The sequence below is a fragment of the Clostridium frigoris genome (assembly GCF_018861865.1).
Classification (GTDB): domain Bacteria; phylum Bacillota; class Clostridia; order Clostridiales; family Clostridiaceae; genus Clostridium_AD; species Clostridium_AD frigoris.
In genome coordinates, this window is the sequence record NZ_JAHLDV010000006.1 from 1 (window position 1) to 25937 (window position 25937).

At 30.5% G+C, this 25937-nt stretch carries 25 protein-coding genes; 2 read left to right on the plus strand and 23 right to left on the minus strand.

Features of this window, described 5'->3' with window-relative positions:
• Positions 1 to 362: 362 nt before the first annotated feature.
• The 21 genes from KPL37_RS04370 to mraZ all read right to left on the minus strand — a co-directional run bounded on the left by KPL37_RS04370 (position 363) and on the right by mraZ (position 18736).
• Positions 363 to 1274, minus strand: coding sequence for an RluA family pseudouridine synthase (locus tag KPL37_RS04370; protein WP_216146197.1), 912 nt, complete (start codon positions 1272 to 1274; stop codon positions 363 to 365).
• The gene (lspA, locus tag KPL37_RS04375) at positions 1275 to 1721 is read right to left on the minus strand and encodes a signal peptidase II (protein ID WP_216146198.1); all 447 of its coding nucleotides are present in this window, start codon (positions 1719 to 1721) and stop codon (positions 1275 to 1277) included.
• Between the two features lie 106 nt (positions 1722 to 1827).
• Entirely contained in the window at positions 1828 to 2424 is a 597-nt protein-coding gene (locus KPL37_RS04380; protein WP_216146199.1) for a TraR/DksA C4-type zinc finger protein, read from the minus strand.
• Between the two features lie 235 nt (positions 2425 to 2659).
• Entirely contained in the window at positions 2660 to 3352 is a 693-nt protein-coding gene (locus KPL37_RS04385) for a 5'-methylthioadenosine/adenosylhomocysteine nucleosidase (RefSeq protein ID WP_216146200.1), read from the minus strand.
• A gap of 120 nt (positions 3353 to 3472) precedes the next feature.
• Positions 3473 to 4087, minus strand: coding sequence for a DivIVA domain-containing protein (locus tag KPL37_RS04390; protein ID WP_216146201.1), 615 nt, complete (start codon positions 4085 to 4087; stop codon positions 3473 to 3475).
• Between the two features lie 18 nt (positions 4088 to 4105).
• Entirely contained in the window at positions 4106 to 4879 is a 774-nt protein-coding gene (locus KPL37_RS04395; protein ID WP_216146202.1) for a YlmH family RNA-binding protein, read from the minus strand.
• Positions 4880 to 4891: 12 nt separating this feature from the next.
• Positions 4892 to 5161, minus strand: coding sequence for a YggT family protein (locus tag KPL37_RS04400; RefSeq protein ID WP_246578117.1), 270 nt, complete (start codon positions 5159 to 5161; stop codon positions 4892 to 4894).
• Positions 5162 to 5238: 77 nt separating this feature from the next.
• Complete coding sequence (locus KPL37_RS04405; RefSeq protein WP_216146203.1) at positions 5239 to 5688, minus strand: cell division protein SepF; 450 nt, start codon at positions 5686 to 5688, stop codon at positions 5239 to 5241.
• A gap of 1 nt (position 5689) precedes the next feature.
• Positions 5690 to 6364 (minus strand): YggS family pyridoxal phosphate-dependent enzyme, encoded by a 675-nt coding sequence (locus KPL37_RS04410; protein WP_216146204.1) that lies wholly within the window; start codon positions 6362 to 6364, stop codon positions 5690 to 5692.
• A gap of 127 nt (positions 6365 to 6491) precedes the next feature.
• A complete protein-coding gene (locus KPL37_RS04415; protein WP_216146205.1) occupies positions 6492 to 7202 on the minus strand; it encodes a DUF881 domain-containing protein in 711 nt (236 codons plus the stop codon).
• 9 nt (positions 7203 to 7211) lie between these two features.
• A complete protein-coding gene (locus KPL37_RS04420; RefSeq protein ID WP_216146206.1) occupies positions 7212 to 7553 on the minus strand; it encodes a small basic family protein in 342 nt (113 codons plus the stop codon).
• A gap of 10 nt (positions 7554 to 7563) precedes the next feature.
• Positions 7564 to 8283 carry a DUF881 domain-containing protein gene (locus tag KPL37_RS04425; protein WP_216146207.1) on the minus strand — a complete coding sequence of 240 codons (720 nt, stop codon included), beginning with the start codon at positions 8281 to 8283 and terminating at the stop codon, positions 7564 to 7566.
• A gap of 38 nt (positions 8284 to 8321) precedes the next feature.
• Positions 8322 to 9134 carry a cell division protein FtsQ/DivIB gene (locus KPL37_RS04430; protein ID WP_216146208.1) on the minus strand — a complete coding sequence of 271 codons (813 nt, stop codon included), beginning with the start codon at positions 9132 to 9134 and terminating at the stop codon, positions 8322 to 8324.
• 309 nt (positions 9135 to 9443) lie between these two features.
• Positions 9444 to 10550: a stage V sporulation protein E gene (gene spoVE / locus KPL37_RS04435; protein ID WP_216146209.1), complete on the minus strand. Its 1107-nt coding sequence runs from the start codon at positions 10548 to 10550 to the stop codon at positions 9444 to 9446.
• 20 nt (positions 10551 to 10570) lie between these two features.
• On the minus strand, positions 10571 to 11524 hold the full coding sequence (mraY, locus tag KPL37_RS04440) for a phospho-N-acetylmuramoyl-pentapeptide-transferase (protein WP_216146210.1): 954 nt from the start codon (positions 11522 to 11524) through the stop codon (positions 10571 to 10573).
• Positions 11521 to 12915, minus strand: a complete 1395-nt coding sequence (locus tag KPL37_RS04445; protein WP_216146211.1) for a UDP-N-acetylmuramoyl-tripeptide--D-alanyl-D-alanine ligase — start codon at positions 12913 to 12915, stop codon at positions 11521 to 11523. Before KPL37_RS04445 ends, mraY begins: the two co-directional genes overlap by 4 nt.
• Entirely contained in the window at positions 12916 to 14358 is a 1443-nt protein-coding gene (locus KPL37_RS04450; RefSeq protein ID WP_216146212.1) for a UDP-N-acetylmuramoyl-L-alanyl-D-glutamate--2,6-diaminopimelate ligase, read from the minus strand. It abuts the gene before it with no gap.
• A 255-nt stretch (positions 14359 to 14613) separates the two neighbouring features.
• Positions 14614 to 16809, minus strand: coding sequence for a stage V sporulation protein D (locus tag KPL37_RS04455; protein ID WP_216146213.1), 2196 nt, complete (start codon positions 16807 to 16809; stop codon positions 14614 to 14616).
• A 41-nt stretch (positions 16810 to 16850) separates the two neighbouring features.
• Positions 16851 to 17336 (minus strand): cell division protein FtsL, encoded by a 486-nt coding sequence (locus KPL37_RS04460; RefSeq protein WP_216146214.1) that lies wholly within the window; start codon positions 17334 to 17336, stop codon positions 16851 to 16853.
• 27 nt (positions 17337 to 17363) lie between these two features.
• Positions 17364 to 18296, minus strand: a complete 933-nt coding sequence (rsmH, locus tag KPL37_RS04465) for a 16S rRNA (cytosine(1402)-N(4))-methyltransferase RsmH (protein ID WP_216146215.1) — start codon at positions 18294 to 18296, stop codon at positions 17364 to 17366.
• Positions 18297 to 18307: 11 nt separating this feature from the next.
• The gene (gene mraZ / locus KPL37_RS04470) at positions 18308 to 18736 is read right to left on the minus strand and encodes a division/cell wall cluster transcriptional repressor MraZ (protein ID WP_216146216.1); all 429 of its coding nucleotides are present in this window, start codon (positions 18734 to 18736) and stop codon (positions 18308 to 18310) included.
• A 331-nt stretch (positions 18737 to 19067) separates the two neighbouring features.
• On the opposite strand from mraZ, the gene ychF reads away from it, so the two are divergent.
• Positions 19068 to 20165: a redox-regulated ATPase YchF gene (gene ychF / locus KPL37_RS04475; RefSeq protein WP_216146217.1), complete on the plus strand. Its 1098-nt coding sequence runs from the start codon at positions 19068 to 19070 to the stop codon at positions 20163 to 20165.
• Positions 20166 to 20218: 53 nt separating this feature from the next.
• On the opposite strand, the gene KPL37_RS04480 is transcribed toward ychF, so the two are convergent.
• Complete coding sequence (locus tag KPL37_RS04480; protein ID WP_216146218.1) at positions 20219 to 22513, minus strand: AAA family ATPase; 2295 nt, start codon at positions 22511 to 22513, stop codon at positions 20219 to 20221.
• A 245-nt stretch (positions 22514 to 22758) separates the two neighbouring features.
• On the opposite strand from KPL37_RS04480, the gene KPL37_RS04485 reads away from it, so the two are divergent.
• Positions 22759 to 23178 carry a hypothetical protein gene (locus tag KPL37_RS04485; RefSeq protein ID WP_216146219.1) on the plus strand — a complete coding sequence of 140 codons (420 nt, stop codon included), beginning with the start codon at positions 22759 to 22761 and terminating at the stop codon, positions 23176 to 23178.
• A gap of 106 nt (positions 23179 to 23284) precedes the next feature.
• Here the strand turns inward: KPL37_RS04485 and KPL37_RS04490 are convergent, their stop codons facing one another.
• Complete coding sequence (locus KPL37_RS04490) at positions 23285 to 25879, minus strand: calcium-translocating P-type ATPase, PMCA-type (protein WP_216146335.1); 2595 nt, start codon at positions 25877 to 25879, stop codon at positions 23285 to 23287.
• Positions 25880 to 25937 lie beyond the last annotated feature (58 nt).

The window sequence follows — 25937 nt, forward strand, 5'->3', positions numbered from 1 at the left end:
TTTGTTTAGCAAACTTACCCACAAGCATATGCCTTATATGTAGTTTCTGTTCGTCAGACCAGAGTTTTGCTGCCGACTTCCTTCAGATTCCACCTCACGGTGGACACCCTTGTCTTAAGCTAACGGTTAGCACTATCGGCCCCCGTATCGGACTTTCACCGACGAGTAAACGCCCATGCCGGGCACACTAAAAAAGCCTTCACCAAAAGGTAAAGGCATACTATACTTGCATAATAGTATTACTATCTTTATCCTTATGATCTCTCTGGAACATTTAAAGGGATAGATATTATATTAAAAAAACAATACACATAATATGCGATATTGTACTCACAATATAATATCACATGTTATCTACTATTTCAAATATTTCTTAACTTAGTTATTAAATTTTCAAAATAAGTTGGAATTGGTGAATCAAATTCTATGTATTTATTAGTAGTTGGGTGTATAAATCCAAGTCTTTTTGCATGTAAAACCTGTCCTTTTAAATTAAAATGCTGCTTTTTAAATCCATATATCAAGTCACCAACTAAAGGATGTCCTATTTTTGCCATATGTACTCTTATTTGATGAGTTCGACCGGTTTCTAAATTACATTCTACTAATGTATACCCAGCAAATCTTTCAATTACTTTGTAATGAGTTACTGCTCTTTTACCACTCTCAACTATTGCCATTTTTATTCTATCTTTTGGATGCCTGCCGATAGGCGCATCAATTGTACCTTCATCATCTTTGATAACACCTTCTACAAGTGCTAAATAACTTCTAGTCATTGAATGATCTTTAAGCTGCGCTGCTAGAGAATTATGTGCGTTATCATTTTTAGCTACTACCAAGGCTCCAGATGTGTCCTTATCGATTCTATGCACTATGCCTGGCCTAAGTATACCATTTATACCTGATAGGTCTGTGCAATGATTTAAGAGTGCATTAACCAAGGTACCAGTATAGTTTCCTGGTGCAGGGTGAACCACCATGTCTTGGGGTTTATTAATAACAATTACATCACTATCTTCATATATAACGTCCAAGGGTATATCTTCCGCTTTTACGTTTAACTCAACAGGGTCTGGAATAGTTAAATCAATCATGTCGCTTAATTTCAATTTAAAATTACTTTTTCGACATTTCCCATTCACAGTAGCATTTTCCTTCTCAATTATTCCTTGAATGTATGACCTTGATTTATCTTCAAGTTCACTTGAAATAAATACGTCAAGCCTCATACCAACCGAGTTTTCTTCAACCTTAAAATTATAATTTTCCATCTATACCTCTTCCTTTACTATTGAAATTGCCAAAACCAGTGTTCCCACAACAACTAACATATCTGCTACATTAAATGTTGGAAAATAGTATGCATCTTTATAATGAATTAAAATAAAATCTACTACATACTTATAAAACATTCTATCATATAAATTTCCAAGTGCTCCACTTATAATGAGTGCAAAACTTATTCTTAGAAATTTTGATTTTGGCTTATACTTAATAATATAATATATCATGCCGGATATAACAAGTAGTGTAACTAAAGCAAGTAATATTAATTTGTTCTGAAGTATTCCAAAGGCAGCTCCTCTATTCTCTAAATATTCCAATTCGAAATAATCTTTAATTAATATAACTCCATTACTATCTTTCAAAGAAGTGAGTGCCCAAACCTTAGTTATTCTGTCCAATACGAGCCCTAAGAAAATAATTAAAACTTCCATACCATTTCCCCCAATTATACAAAAGAAAGTATATATTGCTCCAAATTTATTATTATAAAATTATAGGCAATATATACTCTTTTATTCTTTCTATTTAGATATATTGTTAATCCGGTAACTGATTTTTATATTGCTGATTACTTATTTTCTCTATAGGCTCAACATAACCATCGTCATCATCAAATTCAATTATATCATCTAATTTATTATTAAAACGTTCTACTCCCTGATAAGTATCTTCTGCATCAATTCCTGCATCATCTTTATTACTGTACTTGAAAAACGATCCCAGTATATCTTCCTCAACACATCTATTGTTTTGCTCTGCTGGTTTTTTATTATCTATGGATTTTTCACATGATACACAATTAGTGGCATATGGTGTAAATTCTAATCTTTCTGGATCAATATCTGATCCGCAACTTTTGCATTTTCCATAAGTATGGTCCTCAATGCTCTTTAACGCATCTTCAATTTTATTTAATACTGATATCTCATTTCCTTTTAAAGCAATGCCTTTTTCCTTATCAAATAATTCAGTGGCAACATCTGACGGATGATTATCATAAAAAGATAATTCAGTTGCCATTTCACTATTAGAATCTATAACCCCATTTTGTCTCATTAACTTAATAAGATCAAGTACCCGTGACTGTTCATTTATCAATTTCTTTTTAAAATATTGTATTTTATTCTTTTCCATGAAAACAACTCCTCTAGTTTTAATATAGTAGTAATATTAAAAGAATAAAACTTCTATATGATTATGTTTTCTCATGGGAAGAATTTTATTACACTTATTTAATAATATTTATATTTTTAACGACATTTCAGAAGGAAAATCTCCAACTTTTATAAGTTGGATTATAAATCTCCTTCTGAAGTCGTTAATACTTCAGCGACCCAGGAGATGATTTTATATCTATAAGGATTTATTTCTAAATTAGTTTTAACATATTATTTAAAATATTTGTAGAATTTTCTACTGCAATATCCTTGAATTTTTCATATTCCATTTGAGCACCATTACTTGCATTATCTGATATAGATCTAATAACAATAAATGGAGTTTGATTTAAATAACATACTTGAGCAATACTTGCCCCTTCCATTTCACATGCCAAACATTCAAATTCAGAATTTAACCACTTTATCTTATCAACGCTTGCAATAAATTGATCTCCTGAAACAATTCTTCCGGTAAAATGATTATGTCCTTTTATATCTTTACATGATTCTTCTGCAAATTTGATTAATGAATTATCACATTTAAAATCAAAGGTGTCTAGCCTTGGAATTTGTCCTATCTTATCTCCAAATATAGTTGTATCTATATCATGTTGTACTAAATTACTTGCTATTACGACGTCTCCTGGATATATCTTATCCATCGTACCACCTGCAATACCAACATTTATAATGTAATCGACATTAAAATCATCAATTAATATTTGAGCACAAATTGCTGCATTAACTTTACCTATACCACTAGTTACTACAACAACATTCTTATTATGTAAACTGCCAAGACTAAATTCCATCTTAGCCTTCACTTCTTTCCTTAAAAACTCCATATCCCTAATTAAAAATTGAACCTCTTCCTTCATTGCTCCAATAATACCTATATTCATTCTTATATTCCTCCTCGTATTTTATAAATAGCTTACAATTATCAGCTGCTTTTGTCTAATATATACATTCAATATTTGTTACATAAAAAATCTCACCCAATGAGTGAGATTTTTATGTTTTTACTTTTTAGCAAAAAAACTTTTTATTTCTTCTAGCTCACCATTTTCATGAAAATCTTTTTCGTCAATGTTTTTGAGTGTTAAATTAGAACATTCAGAATCAATAGCAGCTTCATCATCTATTCGCTTATCATAAGTAACATTTCCCACGTTATAATTCTTAAGATAATCATTTTCAAGTCCTTCAAACATCTCAAGCTGACAGTTCATAAAGCTTCTAAATTTAGTCCTAAATTTTGCAAATTCCTGTTTAACTTTTTCATACTCATCATTTATTTTTAGGACATCATCATGAGCCTTATCTATCATCCTTTGGGAAGAATCGTTTGCATCTCTAATAATCAATTCCGCTTCCTTTTGAGCAGAAATCTTAGCTTGTTCTGCTGCATTTTGAGCTAATACTAAAGTATTTTGAATTGTTGCTTCTATCTTAACATGGTGATCTAACTTCTCTTCTAGAAAACTTATTTTCTCTTTAAGATTGGAATTTTCTTTATATGCCATTTCATATTCATCAGATACCGTCTCTAAAAAATCATCAACTTCTTCTGAGTTATAACCCCTTATGACCTTTTTAAATTCTTTGTTATTAATGTCCATAGCTGTTAATCTCATTCTGTTCCCCCCCTATGCCTATATGTATTGCTTTATTACAACTTTCAAACGGCCCTTTTGGGTGTTTCCTATAATCTCTGCTATCTTAAATTTTCCATATCCCCTAATTGTTAATGTATCATTGCTTTCGATAACTTTATCCTTCTTTAAACAATGAAAATAATTAACTAGTATTTTGCCTGAAGATATTAGTTCAACTGAACTGTTTCTAGATATATTACATACAGCTGAAACTAAACCATCTAACCTAAATGACGTAGTTATAACAACTTTTTCCTCAAATTTTCTTTCTGGAAGCGCCTGTGATATGTAATCATACTCAGTAACAACGCAAGGACAGTTCTTTATTTTATTTAAATTATTAATTATGAAATCACTAATGTCACTGCAAACTGGTGCATAACATATAGAATCTTGAATTATTAAATCACCCAATTTTTCTCTTTTAATACCCAGTGACATTATTGCACCTAAATAATCTTTATGATCGACCTTCGCAAATTTAGATTTATTTTTTATTTCAAGTAAATCTATAGGATACTCTGTAGGAGCATCATAAGTAGAAAATGATAACATCCTCCTATCTGAATCTTTGAATATTCCATTTGCAAATGATTTTACATCATAATTTTCGCTTATAGCCAAAATTTGATGCCATATAGCTGGAGGTAAAAAATCATTAGTAAATATAATCCCATTTGTCTTTTCAGCTATTTGTATTTTATTAAATATGTTAGAAATTAAGTTCTTATCTTCACAATTTATACTGTTTAAAAAATGTTTTTTATCCATCTGTGTTTATCCTTATAAAAACATTGTAAATAGCACATCCACAATTTTCCTTAAAATCATTATAATAACAAGAGCTATTATCGGAGAAAAATCTACCATCATATTACCAAAATATCTCTCTTGAATCTTTCTGCCAGGTTCCAACAAAGGATTAGTGATTTTATGTAGCATTTCAGTAAATTGATTCGATCTCCCAGCATAAACCCAAGACAAAACCACTTCAATAAGAATAGCATATTCTAGCACCTTAAAAAACATAATAATTACATTATATAAATACAAATTTTATTCCCTCCTGAATTTCTAAATATAGACAACAATATTTTATTGTGCCCTAGATATTTCTTTAATATATATTTTTACTTATTCCAATTAAAAATTCCTTTTGAACTTAATTCGCTTTTCAATTCATTATTAACTTCTATATTCGATGGAGAAATTATGTATACTCCTTTTTCTACTTGCTGAAGATCTCCGCCTAAAGCGTAACATACTCCACCAACAAAATCTAATAATCTTTGACCAGTTCTAGGTTCTAGTGCAGTGGTATTTATCACAATTATCTTTCTAGCCTTTAAGTTATCACTAATCACTGTTGCTTCATCAAAATCCTCAGGTTTTATGATTACTACTTTTGTAGATGTTGATGTATGAATATTCACTACTTTACTTTGTTTCTTGTTTGCACTCATCAATGATTCAATGTCCACATTTTCATCTTCATTATCCATTTCTTTAACCTCATCATCTTCTTCTTCTTCCGCCATACCTAAAAAGCCCATAACCTTATTCATCACTTTACTTGCCATTTTATATTACCTCCTGTTTTTTATAATCTCTTTTTCCAAATATTTTCTCACCAAGTCTTATCATATTAGCTCCATTTTCTAGAGCAATTGAAAAGTCTTTGCTCATCCCTAATGATAGAAATTCCATGGAAATATTTTTGTATTTATAATTTTTTAGATTATCAAAAATAGCCTTCATCTTTGCGAAATATTTACTTGAGCTTTCATCATCACCAATTGGAATTGTAGCCATAAGCCCCCTAACCTTTACATTATTGCATTCCTCACAAGCATTTATTAGATCATCCATTTCATCCACAGCAATGCCAGTTTTGGTGGCTTCTTTGCCTATATTTATTTGGATTAAAACATTTGCTATTTCATTCTTTGATGCATAACGCTTCTCAATTTCTTTGAGTAAATGTATGCTATCTAAGGAATGTATAAGATGAACTTTCCCAACTATATATTTCACCTTATTAGTCTGTAAATGTCCTATAAAGTGCCATCTACTGTCTTTCTCTATGTTATCGTATTTTTCAAGAAATTCTTGAACTTTATTCTCTCCAAAGTCTCTAGCCCCAGATTCATAAGCCTCTTTTATTTCACTAATTTGCCTAGTCTTAGAAACGCATATTAGAGTTACGTTTTCTGGAATTTCATTCTTTATTTTATTATAAACTTCACCAATTGACAACTCTCCGTCCCTCCTTAGTTTTTTAGGGCGCATTACAATTATTAATTACCCTATCCTGTTTATGTATTAATTCTTCATTAAACGTAGAAATCCTTCAAAAATCGTATATTTTTAATGATTTATAATATTATTTGTTCTCTAAACTCATATACTTATAAACAAACTCGCCATTATACGCGTATATCTTTATATTATCTGACTTAGCAATATTAATTTTAACATCACTACTTTGGAGTAATGATGTATGTGTTTGCTCCAAAGTTAAATAATTGTACATTACATCTTTATTTCCAATGGCACTTATATAAAATGGAGTTACTATCTTTACACCATTTAAATCAATACTAGACCCATAACACAATCCCCAATTATTATAAACAACTCTTATTCCGTTTACTGATATTGCTTCTGCTCCTGCATTTTTAAGATCATTTATTACTTGAACAATATCAGAATCGTGAATTAACTGATTCATAGTAACATTCTCATCAAAGCTGTCTGCACCATCTTCTAGTGTAATTTTAACTCCTTGACCATGGACGTCACTCTTTCCTATTATTAAATTATTATTAACAACTTCTTTTTTAATTTCTTTTGAAACCTGAAGTGTTTTTTCATCACCAGTATCATACTTTTTAAGCTTTACACTCGTACTATAATATTGCTGTTTTAAACTGTTTAATTCTGAATATAATTTAGTTCTCTCATTATAGGCTTGGTCATACTGTTTTACATCCAAAAAATTACTTTTACCGTTAAATCCAATATTCATGGATATAAGAATTCCTATGATTATTGAAGCAATAAAAACAAATATGGTAGCTTCGTTATTTTTCATTTAGTCACCTCATGAGTGGGATTTAGCTTTGTCAATTAAAAGTCGTCTAATAATTGCAAAGTTATCAAATATCCGTCCCCCGAATACAATAATAGCAGCCAAATAAATTGGGATTCCTAATTTATCGCCTAAATAAACCATGGCTACTGCTAAAGCAGCATTCCCGAAAAAACCTGACACAAAAATATCTGCACGAAAATTATGAGATATTGAACCTCTTAATGCACCAAAAACTGAATCTAAACACGCAAAAATTGCTACTGAAATATACGGAGAAAATTTAACTGGAATATTAACATTCCATACAATTCCTAATATTACACCTATAAGTAATCCTACAAAAGCAACCATTTATTCACCTCTACTTCTTTTCTATTGGTTTCGCATAATCAAATTTATATGTTTTATTTGATTTAGTAATTTCAACTTTGTTTGATTTTTCCATTGTTATATCACAAGTCTGGCTAAGGGTTTGTGGAACTGCTCCTGGAAAACTAATAGCACTTTCCAATATATCACTTTTACCGATTACTTTAATGGTTACTCTTTTACTATAAGAAATTCTTTCATCATTTATAATAATCGCATTTCCGGCATTTCTTATACCACTACGAGAAGTTAGCCTAATATCATTGATAGAAATTGCTTCTGCATCTGCAGCATTTAATTCATTTACTATATGAACCAAATCTGTATCATTTATTTTTTGTTCATCAGAGTCACTTCCAAAAATACTACTTTTAGGAGTTATATAAATTGTCATGCCTTCACCTTGAACGTCAGTATCCCCAGTGAGCATTCTCGTCTCATCCAATTCTTTACTTAATAATTCACTTGCTGCGTTTTTACCCCCTGCAGCAGTTTCATATTCTTTTGTTTTAGTATCTAAATCATCAATTTTTTTCTGCATATCTACTTTGCTCTTTTTTAATTGCTCATTTTCAGTTATAATTTCAGGTGTATTCTTATCTGTCTCTGCTGCTGAACTTTGTTTGCTTATCATTTTAAATTGGTAACTCATCATAAATCCCAATAATACACATATAATACCAATGGATATTTGTGATCTAAACTTTTTCATAAACTTCCTCCTTGCTACTCTCTGGGGGAGATAATTTTTCACTTTTTGGGTTCTACATAAATTACTGGATTTCCAGTAAAACTAACATCTACATAACCCTTTGCATTTTCATATTGAGGTTGAGTAATAATATTTATAGCTTTATTAAATTTGTTTTTTAGATCTTGCGTTGTTCCAAATTTAATATACATATTTCCATATAGTGCTTTAACATCTAAAACATTGCTTACATCTACCGTCATTATTTTACTCGATTTATTAGTTTTACTGTAATTTTCAATAATGCTCGCCATTGAGATTACAATATTTATTTTTCTATCGCTCTTTGCTCCAATTAGACTTCCTACTTGGATTTTTTCATAATTAAATCCAATTAGATTTACTAAATTCATCCCTTCAATATCAGATCTCTTTTCAAGAAAAACACCTTTATTATCTATAATATAATAAGTATTATTTACTTTCCCATAAAACATAGCTTTTTTTTCATTTATTTCTATTGTAATCTTGCTAGGAAAAACTTTTTTAATAGTTACACTTAGAATATATGGGTTTTTCATGATTTGTTTTTTACTTTCACTAAAACTATCATATAAAATATTACTACCTAAATGTATTTTAGCTATATCATTAATTTCAGTTTTAGATGCATTCACATTTCCTATTATATCAATCTTTTGAATATCAAAATAAGGCAATTTTATGCATAATGTAATCAATGTTGTCACCATAATTATGACTAATAAAATTAGCTTTTTTAATTTTTTTCGTTTTTTCCTTTTATGTAATAGCTTTTCTTTATTTTCTATAATGTAATTCCCTTTTTCAAGATTATTACTTTTTTTTCTCATTCACTTCCCCGCATTCCTTAACAAATTACAAATTTATACACCAAAATTTGTATATTGTAAAATAGACTCTGATTTAATTTATACAATATTATTTAAAACTATTCTCCTATATATAATAACACTTAACTTAACTATTTTCATCTGAAATTTAACCTATTTTCAGTATTTATAATATTAATTTTCTGTAACTATACCAGAACAAATAATAAACTAAATATACGATCCTCTAGACTTATTATTTATTTAAAAGGACTTCTATTGCATATACTTTTAAATATAGAAAAGGCAATGCAATTACGCATGCCTTTTCTAACTTTTATTTGCAGTTTGCCTGGACAAATTCAGAAGCACTCCCATTGCAACCATATTAAAAAGCAGAGCTGATCCTCCATAACTTATAAATGGTAATGGCACACCAGTTACCGGCATTGACCCTGTAACTACAGCAATATTAATTACTGCCTGTATTGCTATAACTGATGTAATTCCAATACCTAAAATGGTTCCATACATATCTTTAGAAGTAACTGCTGTTTTTATACCTCGCCATACAAAAATCACAAATAATAGCATTATAAATGCACACCCAATTAGTCCTAGCTCTTCCCCGATTATTGCAAAGATGAAATCTGTATGCGGCTCTGGTATATAAAGACATTTCTGCCTTGACTGACCAATGCCCGCACCAGTAACTCCACCTGAGCCTAGTGCAAGAAGTGACTGAACTAGTTGATACCCCTTTCCTTGACTATCAGCAAAAGGATCTCTAAAATTCATAAGTCTAGCTAATCTATACGGTTCAAGAATAGTTAAAGCACCAACTGCTGCAACAAGTGAAGAACCTATTGCAAAAAGGTGTGAAATTTTTGCACCTACTGCAAATAATATAATAACAGTAACAATCATTATAACAGCCGCAATACTAAGGTTTGATCCAAGCAAAACTAGCCCTGCATAAAACCCAGAAACTAATAAATATGGGCATATACCCTTGAAAAATTCTTTTACTTTTTCTCCCTTTCTTTCTAAGCTCTTAGCCATAAACAAAACTACAGTATATTTTGCTATTTCTGATGGCTGAATATTTGCAAATCCCAAAGGAATCCATCTTTTAGCTCCATTAACAGCTGGAAAAGCTAAAACTATAAGTAAAAGTGCCATAGTAATTAACATAATTATTCCCGTATATTTTTTTATAATGTGATAATCAATTTTAATAGCTACAACCATGAAAATGCTTCCAACAACTGCCCACATAAGTTGCTTTTTCAAAAAATACTCTGGATCATTAAATTTAAAAGCCGCATAATATGAACTTGCACTATAAACCATTACTACTCCAATAGCCACAAGAATCATTATTGTTGCAAATAATATAAAATCTATTTGTCCCATTTTAGAATCATTTTTTTTCATATTATATCCTCCTTATATTACTAATAAGAAAATGATAGAAATCCAATTAAACAGAAAACTACTGTTACAACGGAGAATACTGCAACAACTTTAGTTTCATGCCATCCACTTAATTCAAAATGATGATGAATAGGCGACATTTTAAATACTCTCTTACCCGTAGCCTTAAATACCGAAACTTGAATAATAACTGAGAGTGTCTCTATAACATATATTCCACCTACAATTACAACAAGAAACGGTGATTTTAGTATCATACCAACAGCTGCTACTGCTCCACCAAGTGCTAAAGACCCCATATCTCCCATAAAAATTTGTGCTTTATAAGAATTGTATTTTAAAAATCCTAATAGTGCACCTGCAAGTGCTGCACAAAATATCGCAAGAGACGGATGAAACAGCATATTGCTAACTAATGCAAAAAATGTCATAACTACTATTGTAACTGAAGTTGCGAGTCCATCTAGCCCATCAGTTAAATTTACTGCATTTGTAGTTGCTGAAAAATAAACAATAATAAAAGGCACATACCACAAGCCTAATTTAACACTTATACTAGTAAATGGTATCGTTATGTCTGTTCCTAACCTAATTGAAGAATAATATCCAATTACTCCTGCAACTATTACTATAAGTAACATCTTTTGTTTAGATTTAAGTCCTTCATTTTCTTTATGTGTTATCTTTAGAAAATCATCAATAAGTCCTATCATTCCAAAAGCTATAAAACAATATAATGCAATCATGGCTTCATCATTTGTATGTCTAACAATTAATAACATTGTAATTATAGTTGAAATCATAAATATTATGCCACCCATAGTAGGTGTCCCTGCTTTTTTAAGATGACTTTTAGGTCCTTCTGACCTTATATTCTGACCAAATTTAAGCTTATGTAGGAGTGGAATAATCAAGGGTCCTTGTATGATTGACAATAAAAATGCAATTATTACAGAATAAATAATTAAACTCATTTCTTTATCACCTCTTTGTCATTAATATTTTCGAGTTCCTTCACTACGCCCTCAAACTTCATATATCTTGAAGCTTTAACCAAAACAACATCATCTTTCTTTAAACTTTTTTCTAAAAATGAAACTGCTTCGTTATAGGTTTCAAAACTTCTACATTTATCTATATCATTAAATCCTTCTTTATATGCATCATTAAATTCACCAATGGTAATTAGTAAATCAATTCTTTTACTTTTTGCATATTCTCCAACTTGTTTATGTCCATCATATGCACTATCTCCTAATTCTTTCATAGTGCCAAAGACTGCAATTTTTGCTTTACCATGAGTATCACAAAGCACATCAATTGCAGCTATCATTGAATCTGGACTAGCATTATAACAATCATTAATTATAGTAAACTTTTTTCCTTTTGTTATATTTAAACGCATTGATGTGACTTCAAGTTTTTTAAACCCTAACGCAATTTCTTTGTAACTCATATCCATTACTCTCCCGCAAGCTACTGCTAGCATTGAATTGAGTATATTATGACGTCCTGGTATGTTTACCTCCATACCAGTTTCTATTAAATTGCCGTTATCCATTATGTTAAATGTTATTTTATTTTCAAGGACCTTTAAATTGCATGCTGTATAATCAGCCAATGAATCAATCCCCGTTTTTACAAGTTCATATTTTGATGTAATATCTTGTAATAAATCATTATCTGAATTTACAATTAGAACACCATCACCGCTGAAAAAGTCTGTTATTTCCATTTTAGCTTTTAAAATATTTTCTCTAGTTTTAAGATTTTCAATATGAGACATCCCAATATTAGTAATAATGGCAATGTCAGGGTTTGCAACTTCACATAAGTTATGAATTTCATTAAAGTGGCTCATGCCCATTTCAAGTACAGCAACATCATAACTTTTATCCAACTTAAATATCATCATAGGCAATCCTATTTCGTTATTAAAATTACCTAGTGTTTTAAACACTTTGAACTTAGCACTAAGCACTGCCGCGATCAAATCTTTTGTAGATGTCTTTCCTGTAGAACCTGTAATTCCTATTACCTTTATATTTAGCTTATTTATGTAAAATTTAGCGAGCATGAGAAGTGCTTTTTTAGTATCTGCTACCTTAATAACAGTTGTTTTCTTATTAAACTCAGTTTTTTCAAACTTCATCTCATCAATTATACAAATTGAAGCGCCTTTTTTACTAGCCTCAGCTGCATAATCATTAGCATTAAAATTTTCACCTTTTATTGCTATAAAAATATCTCTTTCTTTAATAATTCTTGTATCTATACATACATTATTATGCTTAGTCTCTTCACCTTGCAAGACTAATTCCCCATGAATCGCCTCTAATATCTCATTTGTAGTAATATACTCCATTTATAATTTCTCCTTAAGTATCTCTGAAATGACTTCTCTCTCGTCAAAATGTATTGTTTTATCTTTAAGTATTTGATAATCTTCATGACCTTTTCCTGCAATAACAATTATATCCCCAGTTTTTGCACTCTCTATTGCTCGTTTTATAGCTTCGCGTCTATTCTCTATTATTTCAAAGTTATTCTTTTCAATGCCGAGAACTACATCCTTTATTATTTCCAAGGGGTCTTCGGTTCTTGGATTGTCAGAAGTTATAAATGAGAAATCACTTAAGTTTGTTCCTATTCTACCCATTATAGGTCTTTTGGTTTTATCACGATCTCCACCACAACCGTAAACAGATATAAGTTTACCTTTTGTGAATTCCCTTACAGTTTCCAAAATATTTTCTAAACCATCAGGTGTATGTGCATAATCTAAAATTATTTCAAAACCCAAATTATGATTATTCTCAACTAGTTCACAGCGTCCAGGTACTTGCACCTTTTTTAGTGCCTCTCGAATTACAGAAATCTCTACTCCTTGATTTAAGCAAACTGCTATACACCCAAGAGCATTATATACATTATAATTTCCTGGTATATTTAATTCTATATCAAAAGAACTTTCTTTATACTTCAAAGTGAATTTGCTCCCCCTGGAGTGCATTTTTATGTCACTAGCCATAATATCTGCCTTATGGTTTAATGCAAAACTTAACTTACTATTTTTTATTGAATTATAGGCTTTTTCACCATACTCGTCGTCAATATTAATTACTGATATTTTACTTAACTTAAATAATTTTAATTTAGCATTGAAATAATTTTCAAAGGTTTTATGAAAATCCAAATGATCTTGAGTTAAATTTGTGAAAATACTTTCACAAAACTCTATACCATATACCCTATCTAAACTTAAAGAATGCGACGACACCTCCATTACACAATAATCCACATTAGAATCTACCATTTCTTTAAAAAGCTCATGTAGTTCTAGTGACTCTGGAGTAGTTCTCTCCGTATGGATCTTCTTTTTTCCTACAAAATTTGCTATAGTACCTATTAGTCCAACCTTATATCCTTTTTGCTCCAAAATTGCTTTAATCATAAATGCACTGGTTGTTTTTCCGTTAGTTCCTGTAACCCCTATCATTTTCATGCTACGGCTTGGATTCCCATAATAATTTGATGAACTTATGGCCAATGCCTTTCTCGAATCCTGAGCTTTAATCACAACTACGTCTACATTTTCTATTTCTTTATGACATACAACAGCTACAGCACCATTATTAATAGCACTTTGTATATATTTATGTCCATCCATCTGGTATCCTTCTATAGCGAAAAATACATCTCCCTTTTTAACCTTTCTTGAGTCATATTGAATTTCTTTTATATCTATATCAATATCACCCTTTATTAAATCGAAATTAATATTCTCCATGATTTTTCTTAACTTCATACAATCGCTCCCTTAAGTCATAACATAATGCTACTAAGCAAAATATATTATTCTTTTTATTACTAATCCCTTTTACAAATAGTATACAAATAAAGTGATTTCGTAAAAAATCACACTACCTTCTAACATGGCAAATCCGACAGTTCAGAAATGCTGAGTCCTGCCGGGTTTTATTTTTCACATGCTTAATTTATGATTATACACTATATTTAATAACATTTCACAGGGATAGTCATCTATTACTAAAAACAAAAGCTAATCAGCAATAATATCTAGATCCGCAGTAATTGTAGTTCCTCTTTTCACAACTTTGCCCTCGTAGCTTTGTTCTGTTACTATTCCACTTCCAGTAAATCTAATATTTATACCAAGACTACTTAGTAGTTTCCTAGCACTTTCTGAACTACTCCCTATAATACTTGGTACCATAACCATATTACTATCATCTTTAACAATACCCGTATGCAGAATAATTTCAGTTCCTTCTTTAACTGTATAACCAGGTTTTGGAGTCATATCAGTAACAGTGCCTGCATCTGAGCTCAATTTTATCTTTAAATTGTTATCTTTTAATACTTTTTCTGCATCTGCTGTTTTAAGACCCCTCACCTCAGGTACAATAATATCTTTTAATAAGCTTTTACCAATTTCTTCACTTGTAGCATCAGATTTTAATGATAAATAATTAAAAATATCATTAAACACTTGTTTTCCAACAACAGTCGCAATCTGACCACCATAGTAATTAGATGGATCTGGTTCATCTATATTAATTAATATAGTTATTTGAGGATCATTCGCTGGAGCCATTCCTGCAAATGAAGAAACATATTTTTGTGATGCATATCCTGGACCTGTCTCACTAATTTTTTGTGCAGTTCCTGTTTTACCAGCAATATGGTATCCTGCGATAAATGCCTTCTTACCACCACCACTTTCTACAACTTGTTCAAGGTAACCCCTAAGCTGCTTTGCAACTGCAGGATCAATTATCTTTCTCTCATTGTAATTTGAATATGCCTCTAGAACCTTTTTAGTATTTGTATCACCATAATCAACTATCTCTTTCATAATATGAGGAGTTATAAGATTCCCGCCATTTGCAATAGCATTAAAACCTGTTAAATATTGTATACAAGATATAGCATTACTTTGACCAAATGATGTTGTTGCTACATCTTGAGCAGTCATCGCTTTAGTCTTTCTAATTATCCCTGAAGCTTCGCCATTTACATCAATACCAGTTTTTTTACCAAACCCAAACAAATAAATATATTTATTCAATTTTTCCGGCCCTAGTCTACGACCTAGCTCCATAAATCCAACATTACATGAGTTCTTTAATATATCTACAAAGTTTTCAGCTCCATGTCCTGTAGTTTTCCAACACTTAATTCTTCTCCCAGCAACTACAGTGCTTCCTGAACAGAAAAATTTATCGTCTTCCTTAACTAATTTTTCCTCCATTGCAGCCGTGGCTGTAAATACTTTAAAAATAGACCCAGGTTCAAAAATATCACTTACCGCCCTATTTCTCCATACTTTTTGGTTTTCGTCGTAAGTTTTGCTAAGATCCCAAGGATCATTAGGGTTATAATCTGGTTTATTAACCATTCCTAATATTTCTCCGTTTTTGGGATTCATTGCAATTATACTAACTGCTTTTGCTTTATTATCAATCATAGCTTGTGATGCAGCTTTTTCACAAAAATACTGAATCATCTCATCAATAGTAAGCACTACATCTTTACCATTTATTGGTTTTGTATAATCAGATATTGTATAAGGCAATTCTTCACTTTTTCTATCAGTTTCCGAAATTTTTATTCCGGGTACACCTGATAAAAATTTATTGTAATAAAGCTCAACACCTGTTAATCCATTACCATCAGAATTGGTATGTCCTAAAACACTTGCTAAAAAATTATTATTGGGATAAAATCTTTTTGTGTCACCTGTAATAACAATTCCACGAAGATTATGTTTTTTCGAATAATCACTTATTTTATCAGCTGTAACCTTTTCTATTCTTCTCTTTAAAATAGCTGACCCAATAGCTTTGCCTTTTGAATTTGTCTTAGTCAAAGTTGATAAAACGTCACTAGATTCCATTCCAAGTATTTTAGCTAAATCTGGCGCAATAATTTTCATGCTTAAGCTATTTTTCTTCGTAGTTGCTCTTAATGCATTAAGATCTAAGTCTACTCTAAAAACATTTGCACTTATAGCTAATTCTTTTCCATTTCTATCTAGAATCCGTCCCCTCTTTGGTGAAATTCGAACATCACTTGTCCACTGTAGAATTGCTTTTTCTTTGTAATCAGATCCTTTAACTATCATTACGTAGCTTAACCTACTAACTAATAGAAAAAACAAAATAAAAAGTATAAAAAACACAATCAACATTCTGCGTTTAACTACTACTTTGTCTCTATACTGTCCCCTTGCCAACTCATTTCCCCCCTGATACATTGCTGGGTATTAATTATTATCTAAAACATAACATTTTTTATTTTATTTACTACGGTATTACTTATTCTAATTTTCGTATTATCATTTGTCTCTAAATTGTTTTTGCTCAAATTAAAATATTGTATGTCACTAACTTTAGGTTTAACCATATGAAGTTTTGTAGTAGCCGTTTTCTCAATATAGCTTATATTTCTAAACTTTATTAGGTCTACCGCGTATGCATCATTTTCTTTACTTATTGTGTCTATCTCAGTTTTAGCTTTAGAACTCGCTTGTTGATAAGAATAGATCATACAATACCTTGCAATAATAATCATTCCAATAACAAAACCTATAAAAATATTTTTAAGAACTCTTTTTTTATTTTTAATATCATTTTGTCTTTTACTTTGATTAACCTGCTTTCGTGACTTCTCTAAATCTTCATATCTTCTCTTTTTAATTGGTTCTTGTGGTGCTAAAACTGTATTTCCATACACTTCGAACTCTTTTTTTGCTACTATCACTTTATTCACCCCATCCACAATTTAGAACTAAATTTTTTCTGCTACTCTTAGTTTTGCACTTTTACTTCTACTGTTTACCTCCAGCTCTTCCTCTGTTGCCCTTATAGGTTTTCTACTGATAAGTTTTACAATTGGTGTTTTACCACACACACACATAGGTAACTCTTTTGGACATTTACATGGATCCTCTAAATTTTTAAATTTAACTTTAACAATTCTATCCTCAAGTGACTGGAATGTAATAATTGCCATTCTCCCACCACTATTTAGTTTCTCTATACCATCTTCTATTGCTCTATCAAGTATTTTTAGTTCTCCGTTTACTTCAATTCTTATGCCTTGAAAAGTTCTTTTAGCAGGGTGACCTCCATCTCTCTTATACTTTGCAGGGATAGCTGCATCTATAACATTAACTAGCTCAAGTGTTGTTTCAATTGGTTTGTCTTTTCTTCTATCCACTATGAAATTAGCAATTCTTTTAGAAAACTTTTCTTCACCATAATTTCTTAAAACATCTGCTATTTGCTCTTCTTCGTAATTGTTTACAACATCAAACGCTGTTATTCCGCGACTTCTATCCATTCTCATATCAAGTTTTGCATCCCTCATATAACTAAATCCACGTTCTGTATTATCTAATTGATATGACGAAACCCCTAAATCCATAAAAATACCATCTACTTTTTCAATTTCTAAACTGGCTAGTATTGCTTTTATATTGTAAAAATTATCATGTACATAAGTAACATTGTTAAATTCCTTGATCTTTTCCTTTGCAGCCTTTAGTGCATCCTCGTCTTGATCAATTCCAATAAGCCTTCCTTTAGAAGATAATCTTTTTAAAATTTCAAGTGAGTGACCTGCACCTCCGAGTGTACAATCCACATAAATTCCATCTTCCTTTATATCAAGTGCCTCAATACACTCATTTAATAAAACTGATATATGTTTAAACTCCATTTTAATCTCCTTTATAATCCTAATTCATTCATTTTTTCTGCAATCTCATCAAAATCCATGTCTGACTCATTATATTTATCCCATTTGTCTTTAGCCCATATTTCTATTCTAGTTGATACACCTATACTTACTATTTCCTTCTTAATTGAAGCATATTCACATAAATTTTGTGGTATTAAGGCCCTTCCTTGCTTATCGCTTGTTATCTCATTTGCACCCGAGAAAAAAAACCGCACAAATGCTCTGGCATCCTTACTCGTTAATGGAAGTTTTTTTAGTTTTTCCTCCATTATTTTCCATTCATCCATTGTATATATGTACAAGCACCCATCAAGGCCCTTAGTCAATATAAATTCGTTTCCTAGTCCCTCGCGAAATTTTGTGGGAATAATCATTCTGTTTTTACTATCAATGGCATGTTGATATTCACCAATAAACATAATATTACCCCACTTTATATTATTACTCCACTTTGAACCACTTTAAACCATTTTAAACCACTATTAAGTAATATTCTATAGAAAAACGAAAATTCCTTTTTATTTTACGTCATATTTAAAATTTTAAATGAAATTTTAAATATAATTAAATCATTTCATTTTTTTATTGAATATATTAACTAAATTTACATCAATGCCCTAAACTTTATTTAGCTAAGCAATTGGCTAAATTTACTTCCTTAAAATTCATTAGCTTGAAATAGAATAATATCTAGAGTATAATTTATTAGAACTTAATAATATTAAACGTAAGAAAGGAATGTACATATATATGAAGCTAGGAATTGTAGGTTTACCAAATGTAGGAAAAAGCACATTATTTAATGCAATAACAAAGGCAGGCGCGGAATCTGCTAACTATCCATTTTGTACTATAGAACCAAACGTTGGTGTAGTAAGCGTTCCAGACAAAAGATTGGATGTATTACAAGCTCTTTATAATAGTAAGAAGATAATTCGTACTTCTATAGAATTTTATGATATAGCGGGCCTCGTAAAAGGAGCAAGCAAAGGAGAAGGTTTAGGTAATAAGTTTCTATCTCATATTAGAGAAGTAGCATCTATTGTTCATGTAGTAAGATGTTTTGTAGATGAAAATGTTGTACATGTAGATGGCTCTGTTGATCCACTTCGAGATATAGATACTATCAACTTAGAACTTATTTTCTCAGATCTTGATGTACTAGAAAAAAGGTTAGAAAAGTCACAAAAACTCGTTCGCTCCGGTGATAAAATAGCAAAAACAGAATATGAGCTTATGGAAAGAATAAAAGAACACCTTGAAGCAAACCTTGCAGTAAGGTCTCTAAACTTTACAGAGGAAGAAACTATTTTTGTAAACAGTCTTTTCCTAATCACTTCAAAACCAGTATTATACGTTGCAAACATTAGTGAAGATGATCTTATGTCTGGTAATACAGAAAATGATATGGTTAAAAAAGTTCAAGAATTTGCGAAAAGTGAAAATTCAGAAGTAATTGTAGTTTGTGCAAGCCTTGAAGAAGAATTGTCTGCTCTAGACGATGATGAAAAAATGGAACTTCTACAAGAATACGGTCTTAAAGAAACAGGACTTGATAAACTTATACATTCTAGTTATAGACTGCTTGGACTTATGAGTTTCCTAACTGCGGGTGTTCCTGAAGTAAGAGCCTGGACTATACACATTGGAACTAAAGCCCCTGCGGCGGCCGGTAAAATTCATTCTGATATAGAAAGAGGTTTTATAAGGGCAGAAATAGTTTCCTATGATAAGTTAGTTGAATGTGGTAGCGAAGCTGCTGCTAAGGAAAAAGGACAATACAGACTTGAAGGAAAAGAGTACATCATGCAAGATGGTGATGTAGTTAACTTTAGATTTAACGTATAAAAAATATGCACAGATACTAAGAAATTAGTATCTGTGCTTTTTTCATTAATAATTTATTTTTTACTACTATATTTTTTTAGCTCTTTAGTAATGGTTAACATTACGGTTTCAAAGTTTTCATCTGATTCTCCCATTAGTACTTGAATTGCATCATCAATAGAATTCATTGTATATATATGGAAGTTTCCATTTTTAATTTCCTGTTCAACTTCTTCATTTAGGACTAAGTCGTCTGCATTAGATAATGGAATCAATACACCTTTACCTTTTATAGTGTCTAAGACTTTGCAGGCTGCAAAGAAGCCTTCTATTTTATGATTTACTCCTCCTATAGGTTGGACTTCACCAAATTGGTTTACCGAACCTGTAAGGGCAATGTTTTGTTTTACTGGTATTTTGCTTAATGCAGAAAGCATACTTATTATTTCTGCAACTGATGCACTATCACCATCTATTTTCCCGTATATTTGCTCAAAACTTACGTGAAAATCAACTGGAAGTCTACTAAACCCGCCATTAATATTACTCATATACCCCTTTAAAATATTAATAGATTTACTATGGATGCTACCACTAAGATTGCTTTCTTGCTGAACGTCTATTATATTACCTGCTCCCTTATAACAACAACAGGTAATCTTTATTGGCTTACCAAAACTAAAATATCCTGTATCAATTACTGATAGTCCATTCACTTGTCCGATTTTACTATTCATAACGTCAATAAGCATTTTCTTATCAGTATAATGATTTAAAATATCTTTTTCCATAATGTCTTTTGTATACCCTACATCAATTATATCATTTTCATTAATCTGATCTCTATCTTCTGCCTCAACCTTATTATTAGCTAAGATTAATAATTTTTTAATCTCATGTTTATCATAATATATTTTTTTCTTACTTTCTACCCTCTTAGACATTATCTTTGCTACTTCTCTAATAGCAGCATTTGTAAGTGATTTAAAATTGTTTTCATAACAAATTTTATTAATCTCAAATACTAAAGATTTTTTTAGATTGTTATCTATATTCTGCACTGGATTACATTCTGCTTTTATAGTAAACATCTTTTTAAAGTCCTCATCATAATTATAAAGCAAATCGTACGTCTCATAATCTCCAATAAGAATTATCTTTGTCTTAATGGAAATTGGTTCTGGTTTTAAAGTGTTTAAAGAAATAATCTCGTAATGGTTACTGTTAGCTCCGACATCTACTTTTTCTGCTAATAAAGATTTCTTTAATTGAGAATATGCCAAAGGGTTACTTAGTAAACTACTTATTCTAATTATCAAACACCCTTCATTTGCCCTCAGCAAACTACCACTTTTTATAAATCCAACATTCGTGGAATAAACTCCTTTATTATTTTCATATTCTATATTACCAATTAAGTTCGTTAAATTGGGGTCTTGTTCAAAGATTACTGGTGATACTTTATTATTGCTGTTATCTACAATTACATTAACAATATATTTGTATATAATTTCATTTATTTGTTCCTCATCATCATCATAATTGAGTGAATAATTATCTGTAAGTTTTGTTTCTATGGCACTACATACTATATCAATATACTTCACTACAACTTCATCTTCCATAAACATATCTTTAAAGTCATCTTTTAATTGACTCATTTCATTTTTGTAGTATATTCCCATTATTTGTTTTATTTTATCTAAATCTCTTGCTTCAATATCTTTTAATTCTTCTAAAGTATCCTTAGCTTTTTCTTTCAACATTTTTGCCGTAGCTAAAATTTCTTCTTTTCTCTCTTTATCCAATGTGTCATACTCATTCTCAGACATTTCCTTTCCTTTACTTAAAGGAATGAATGTAAATCCACTATTAGTAGACTTTATATCAAAACCTTCATCTTTTGCTTTATCTATTAGTTCACCAATAAGTTCATTCCTTTTTTTTTGAATTCCTTCTTGAATTTCCTCTTTTTCTTTATTTGATGAATTATTGTAAAACTGGAATGTGCACTCTAAATACTCATCCTGCAATCCCTCAATTATATCTTTTAACCTATTTCCACCCCCATTGCTTACTATAATAGGTTTAGGATATTTTTCATCTTCATATAGTACATAACAAATGTCTTTTGGTTTGCTCTTATTCTCAAAGATCTTTTCTACGCATTCGGTAATATCTTTAAGGCTTTCCTTTGAAAAATCGTCTATTAAATAAACATTAAAACCCTCTTTATCTATACTCATAGCAGTTTTAATATTTTTTATTACATCTAAATATTGTGGCATGGGATCTAATGTTTTCCTCTCGCCCATATTTTCAATATCAAATTCATATATTATATCCTTTGGAGTTAATTCCTTATTCATATTCCTCCTCCTTTCAATTCTTTATTCTATTAATATTCTTAAATTACACATTTGGAGACAAATATTCTCATTATGGATTAATAATTTTTCTAATTTTATGCTTAAACCACTTTTCATACATATTTTGTAAAGATAAATTTGTAAATAGACATTTTTAAATGCTTGAGTTAAATAACAACTTAAGATATAATAAGCTTATTGACTTTTTATATTTTTTATAATTTTTATTGTAAAGGAGTAATTATATGGGATTAAAAGAAAAATTAACTAATAGCTATACACAGTCATATTTAAAAAGATATGGTGATAGACTTACTCAAGCACAAGGTAGAGTTCTATCTGTAAAAGTAGAATCAAAAAATTATCTTAGAATGTTTTATAAATTAACAGTAATAATCCTTGTAAAGGCTGATGGAAGTAAATCAATTTCTAAGTGCATATTTAAAAAACATCGTTGGTTTAAAAAGATAAACTTTATATCAGTTCTTCAAGGACATTCTGTTATAATCCAAGGAATGAAAGGTAAAAAAGGTAAAGAACACAGAGAACATATTCAAATTGTTAACATAAGAAATATGACTACTAAAAAAGACTTAGTTCCTACTAAAGAAGGAACCCCTACTCCAAAAGTACAACGAGTACGAGCAGATAAGAGATTTAAGTAGTAAAAGCTATATGGCATTTTAAAATGTCATATAGCTTTTTAAATTCACAAACATAACCGCCATGTTATGCATCACCTATATGTGCTGAATTACCTAGAGATAATGCTTAGTGCTTGTTTGTTAAATACAAGTACAAACTATTTATAAAGGAAATAATACTTGAGAAAAATAAAATAATTAACCATTGTCCTAAATTAAGTGGTACAGTGTGAAAAACACTTTGCAAAAATGGAATATAAACTATACTAAGCAACATAATTACGGATATACTTACAGCGAAAAGTAAGTACATATTTGTAAATGGATTAATTTCAAATAAAGAATGTTTTTCAGATCTACATTCAAACACATGTATGAGTTGAGACAAAACTAAAGTTCCCAGAGCAAGGGTTCTACAAGCTTCAATACTCATACCATAATATTTACCACCAATGAATGACAATATTGTACAAACACCTATTAAGCAGCCACGTATGACAATCTTTTCTGTGAGACCTCTTGAAAATACGCTTTCATTTTTTCCTCTAGGTTTTTCTAGCATTATATCAGGATCTGCAGGATCTACTCCTAGTGCAATAGCTGGAAGTCCATCTGTAACTAAATTTACAAATAATATTTGAATAGGAAGAAGTGGATTCTCTAAATAAAATAAAGAAGCTAAAAACATGGTAAGTACTTCGCCTAAATTACAAGATAACAAATACCTTATAAATTTTCTAATATTATTGTATATTACACGACCTTCTTCAACTGCGGAAACAATAGTTGCAAAATTGTCATCGAGTAAGATCATAGATGCAGCCTCTTTAGTTACATCTGTACCAGATATACCCATAGCTATACCAATGTCTGCCTCTTTTATAGCTGGTGCATCATTAACTCCATCCCCAGTCATTGCTACAATATGATTTTTGTGTTTAAATGCCTTAACTATCCTTAGCTTGTGTTTAGGACTTACTCTTGCAAATATTTTGAAATTATCAATATTTTTATCTAATTCTTTATCACTTAATTTATCTAGTTCATCTCCAGTTATAACTTCCTGTGGATATTTACAGATATCTAAATCTTTTCCTATAGCATAAGCTGTATTTTTATGATCTCCTGTTATCATTATAGGTCTTATACCTGCAATCTTGCACTTTATAACTGCATCCTTTACTTCTTTCCTTGGAGGATCAATTATACCTGCTACCCCTATGAATATTAAGTTACTTTCCAAATTATCATTATGCACAATACCAGTCACCTTGTAGGCACATGCAATGCATCTTAAAGCCTTGTTTGACATAGACTCCACGGACCTCATTAGTTTATTTTTGTAAACAGGAAGCATTGGCTGTATAACTCCATCGATTAATATATAATTACATTTTTCTATAACCCTTTCTGGGGCACCTTTAACATAACAAACTTCTCTATCATCTTCTTTAACAATGACGGACATAATTTTTCTTGTTGAGTTAAATGATATTTCATATACACGTCTTGCTTTATTTAAAAATTCTTGTAACTCTTTAGGATTATTAAAAAAGCCTTTAATCAATGCTGTTTCCGTTGGATCGCCAAATAAACACTTTTCAATATTTCTAACATTGAAATCATAATTACAGTCATTACAGTATGTATAGGCTTTTTTCATCATTAAATTCAATGGAATTTTATCATTATCAATATTGTAAATCTGTCCGTCAAAATATAATGCTTTTACTGTCATATTATTTTCAGTTAAGGTTCCTGTTTTATCAGTACATATTACAGAAGTACACCCAAGAGTTTCAACGGCTGGTAATTTTCTAACTAAAGCATTTCTTTTAAGCATTCTGGATACACCAAGAGCCAAAGCAACTGTAACTATAGCAGTTAAGCCTTCTGGTATCGCAGCTACTGCAAGACTTACTCCAAGCAGAAACATTTCGTACTTATCTTGTCCACGCCAAATTCCCATAAAAGTTACAACCGCGCAAATTATTATACAAAGTATAACTAATATTTTTCCAAGATGTGCCAAGCGTTCCTTTAATGGCGACCTCTCATTATCTATACTATGAAGCATATCTGCTATTTTTCCCATTTCTGTACTCATTCCTGTTGCAACAACTTTTGCTTTAGCTTTTCCTGTGAGAATTATTGTTCCCATATAAATAGTGTTTTCCTTAGAACTTTCGCTTTTAGATACTCCAGCAGATTCACCAGTTAGTAAGGATTCATCAAGCATGACGTTATTACACTGCGTTAAAATACAATCTGCAGGGATTCTATCACCACTTTCTAAAATTACGAGGTCTCCTGGCACTAGATACATTGCATTTATTACTAAAATTCCTCCATTTCTAACTACTTTAGCTGTTGGTGCGGCCAGCTTACTAAGTGCCTCTAATGACTTCTCAGTTTTAAATTCTTGAATAAACCCTAATATTCCATTCATTATAACTATTATGAATATAGTTATTGCATCTGCTTTTTCACCCATAAGACCTGAAAGTACTGTTGCTACAATTAATATCCAAGTAATAAAATCATTGAATTGAGAAATAAATATTTGAAGCGCTGATATCTTTTTTTTACTTTCTAATTTATTAAATCCATATTTTTTAAGCCTACTCTCTGCGTCTGCATTTGTTAATCCCTTTGATGAGGTAATACTATCATAACCAAGTCCACTTGACTTACTTTTATCCTTAGCATTGTTATTTGACATTCGTTCATTAAACACTTATATTCCCCCTTACGCCTCTTTAAAATAGATAATATTTTCT

Excerpts from the sequence above, each read along its gene's own strand:
- KPL37_RS04445 (WP_216146211.1), bottom strand. The coding sequence starts at position 12,915 with ATGGAGTATATTACTACAAATGAGATATTAGAGGCGATTCATGGGGAA.
- KPL37_RS04390 (WP_216146201.1), bottom strand. The coding sequence starts at position 4,087 with ATGAGATTAACAGCTATGGACATTAATAACAAAGAATTTAAAAAGGTC.
- KPL37_RS04480 (WP_216146218.1), bottom strand. The coding sequence starts at position 22,513 with ATGAATAAGGAATTAACTCCAAAGGATATAATATATGAATTTGATATT.
- KPL37_RS04420 (WP_216146206.1), bottom strand. The coding sequence starts at position 7,553 with ATGGTTGCTTTTGTAGGATTACTTATAGGTGTAATATTAGGAATTGTA.
- KPL37_RS04450 (WP_216146212.1), bottom strand. The coding sequence starts at position 14,358 with ATGAAGTTAAGAAAAATCATGGAGAATATTAATTTCGATTTAATAAAG.
- KPL37_RS04380 (WP_216146199.1), bottom strand. The coding sequence starts at position 2,424 with ATGGAAAAGAATAAAATACAATATTTTAAAAAGAAATTGATAAATGAA.
- mraZ (WP_216146216.1), bottom strand. The coding sequence starts at position 18,736 with ATGTTTATTGGTGAATATCAACATGCCATTGATAGTAAAAACAGAATG.
- KPL37_RS04425 (WP_216146207.1), bottom strand. The coding sequence starts at position 8,283 with ATGAAAAAGTTTAGATCACAAATATCCATTGGTATTATATGTGTATTA.
- KPL37_RS04485 (WP_216146219.1), top strand. The coding sequence starts at position 22,759 with ATGGGATTAAAAGAAAAATTAACTAATAGCTATACACAGTCATATTTA.
- KPL37_RS04430 (WP_216146208.1), bottom strand. The coding sequence starts at position 9,134 with ATGAGAAAAAAAAGTAATAATCTTGAAAAAGGGAATTACATTATAGAA.
- KPL37_RS04415 (WP_216146205.1), bottom strand. The coding sequence starts at position 7,202 with ATGAAAAATAACGAAGCTACCATATTTGTTTTTATTGCTTCAATAATC.
- spoVE (WP_216146209.1), bottom strand. The coding sequence starts at position 10,550 with ATGAAAAAAAATGATTCTAAAATGGGACAAATAGATTTTATATTATTT.
- KPL37_RS04405 (WP_216146203.1), bottom strand. The coding sequence starts at position 5,688 with ATGGCAAGTAAAGTGATGAATAAGGTTATGGGCTTTTTAGGTATGGCG.
- KPL37_RS04385 (WP_216146200.1), bottom strand. The coding sequence starts at position 3,352 with ATGAATATAGGTATTATTGGAGCAATGAAGGAAGAGGTTCAATTTTTA.
- mraY (WP_216146210.1), bottom strand. The coding sequence starts at position 11,524 with ATGAGTTTAATTATTTATTCTGTAATAATTGCATTTTTATTGTCAATC.
- lspA (WP_216146198.1), bottom strand. The coding sequence starts at position 1,721 with ATGGAAGTTTTAATTATTTTCTTAGGGCTCGTATTGGACAGAATAACT.
- KPL37_RS04490 (WP_216146335.1), bottom strand. The coding sequence starts at position 25,879 with ATGTCAAATAACAATGCTAAGGATAAAAGTAAGTCAAGTGGACTTGGT.
- rsmH (WP_216146215.1), bottom strand. The coding sequence starts at position 18,296 with ATGGAGTTTAAACATATATCAGTTTTATTAAATGAGTGTATTGAGGCA.
- KPL37_RS04370 (WP_216146197.1), bottom strand. The coding sequence starts at position 1,274 with ATGGAAAATTATAATTTTAAGGTTGAAGAAAACTCGGTTGGTATGAGG.
- KPL37_RS04395 (WP_216146202.1), bottom strand. The coding sequence starts at position 4,879 with ATGGATAAAAAACATTTTTTAAACAGTATAAATTGTGAAGATAAGAAC.
- ychF (WP_216146217.1), top strand. The coding sequence starts at position 19,068 with ATGAAGCTAGGAATTGTAGGTTTACCAAATGTAGGAAAAAGCACATTA.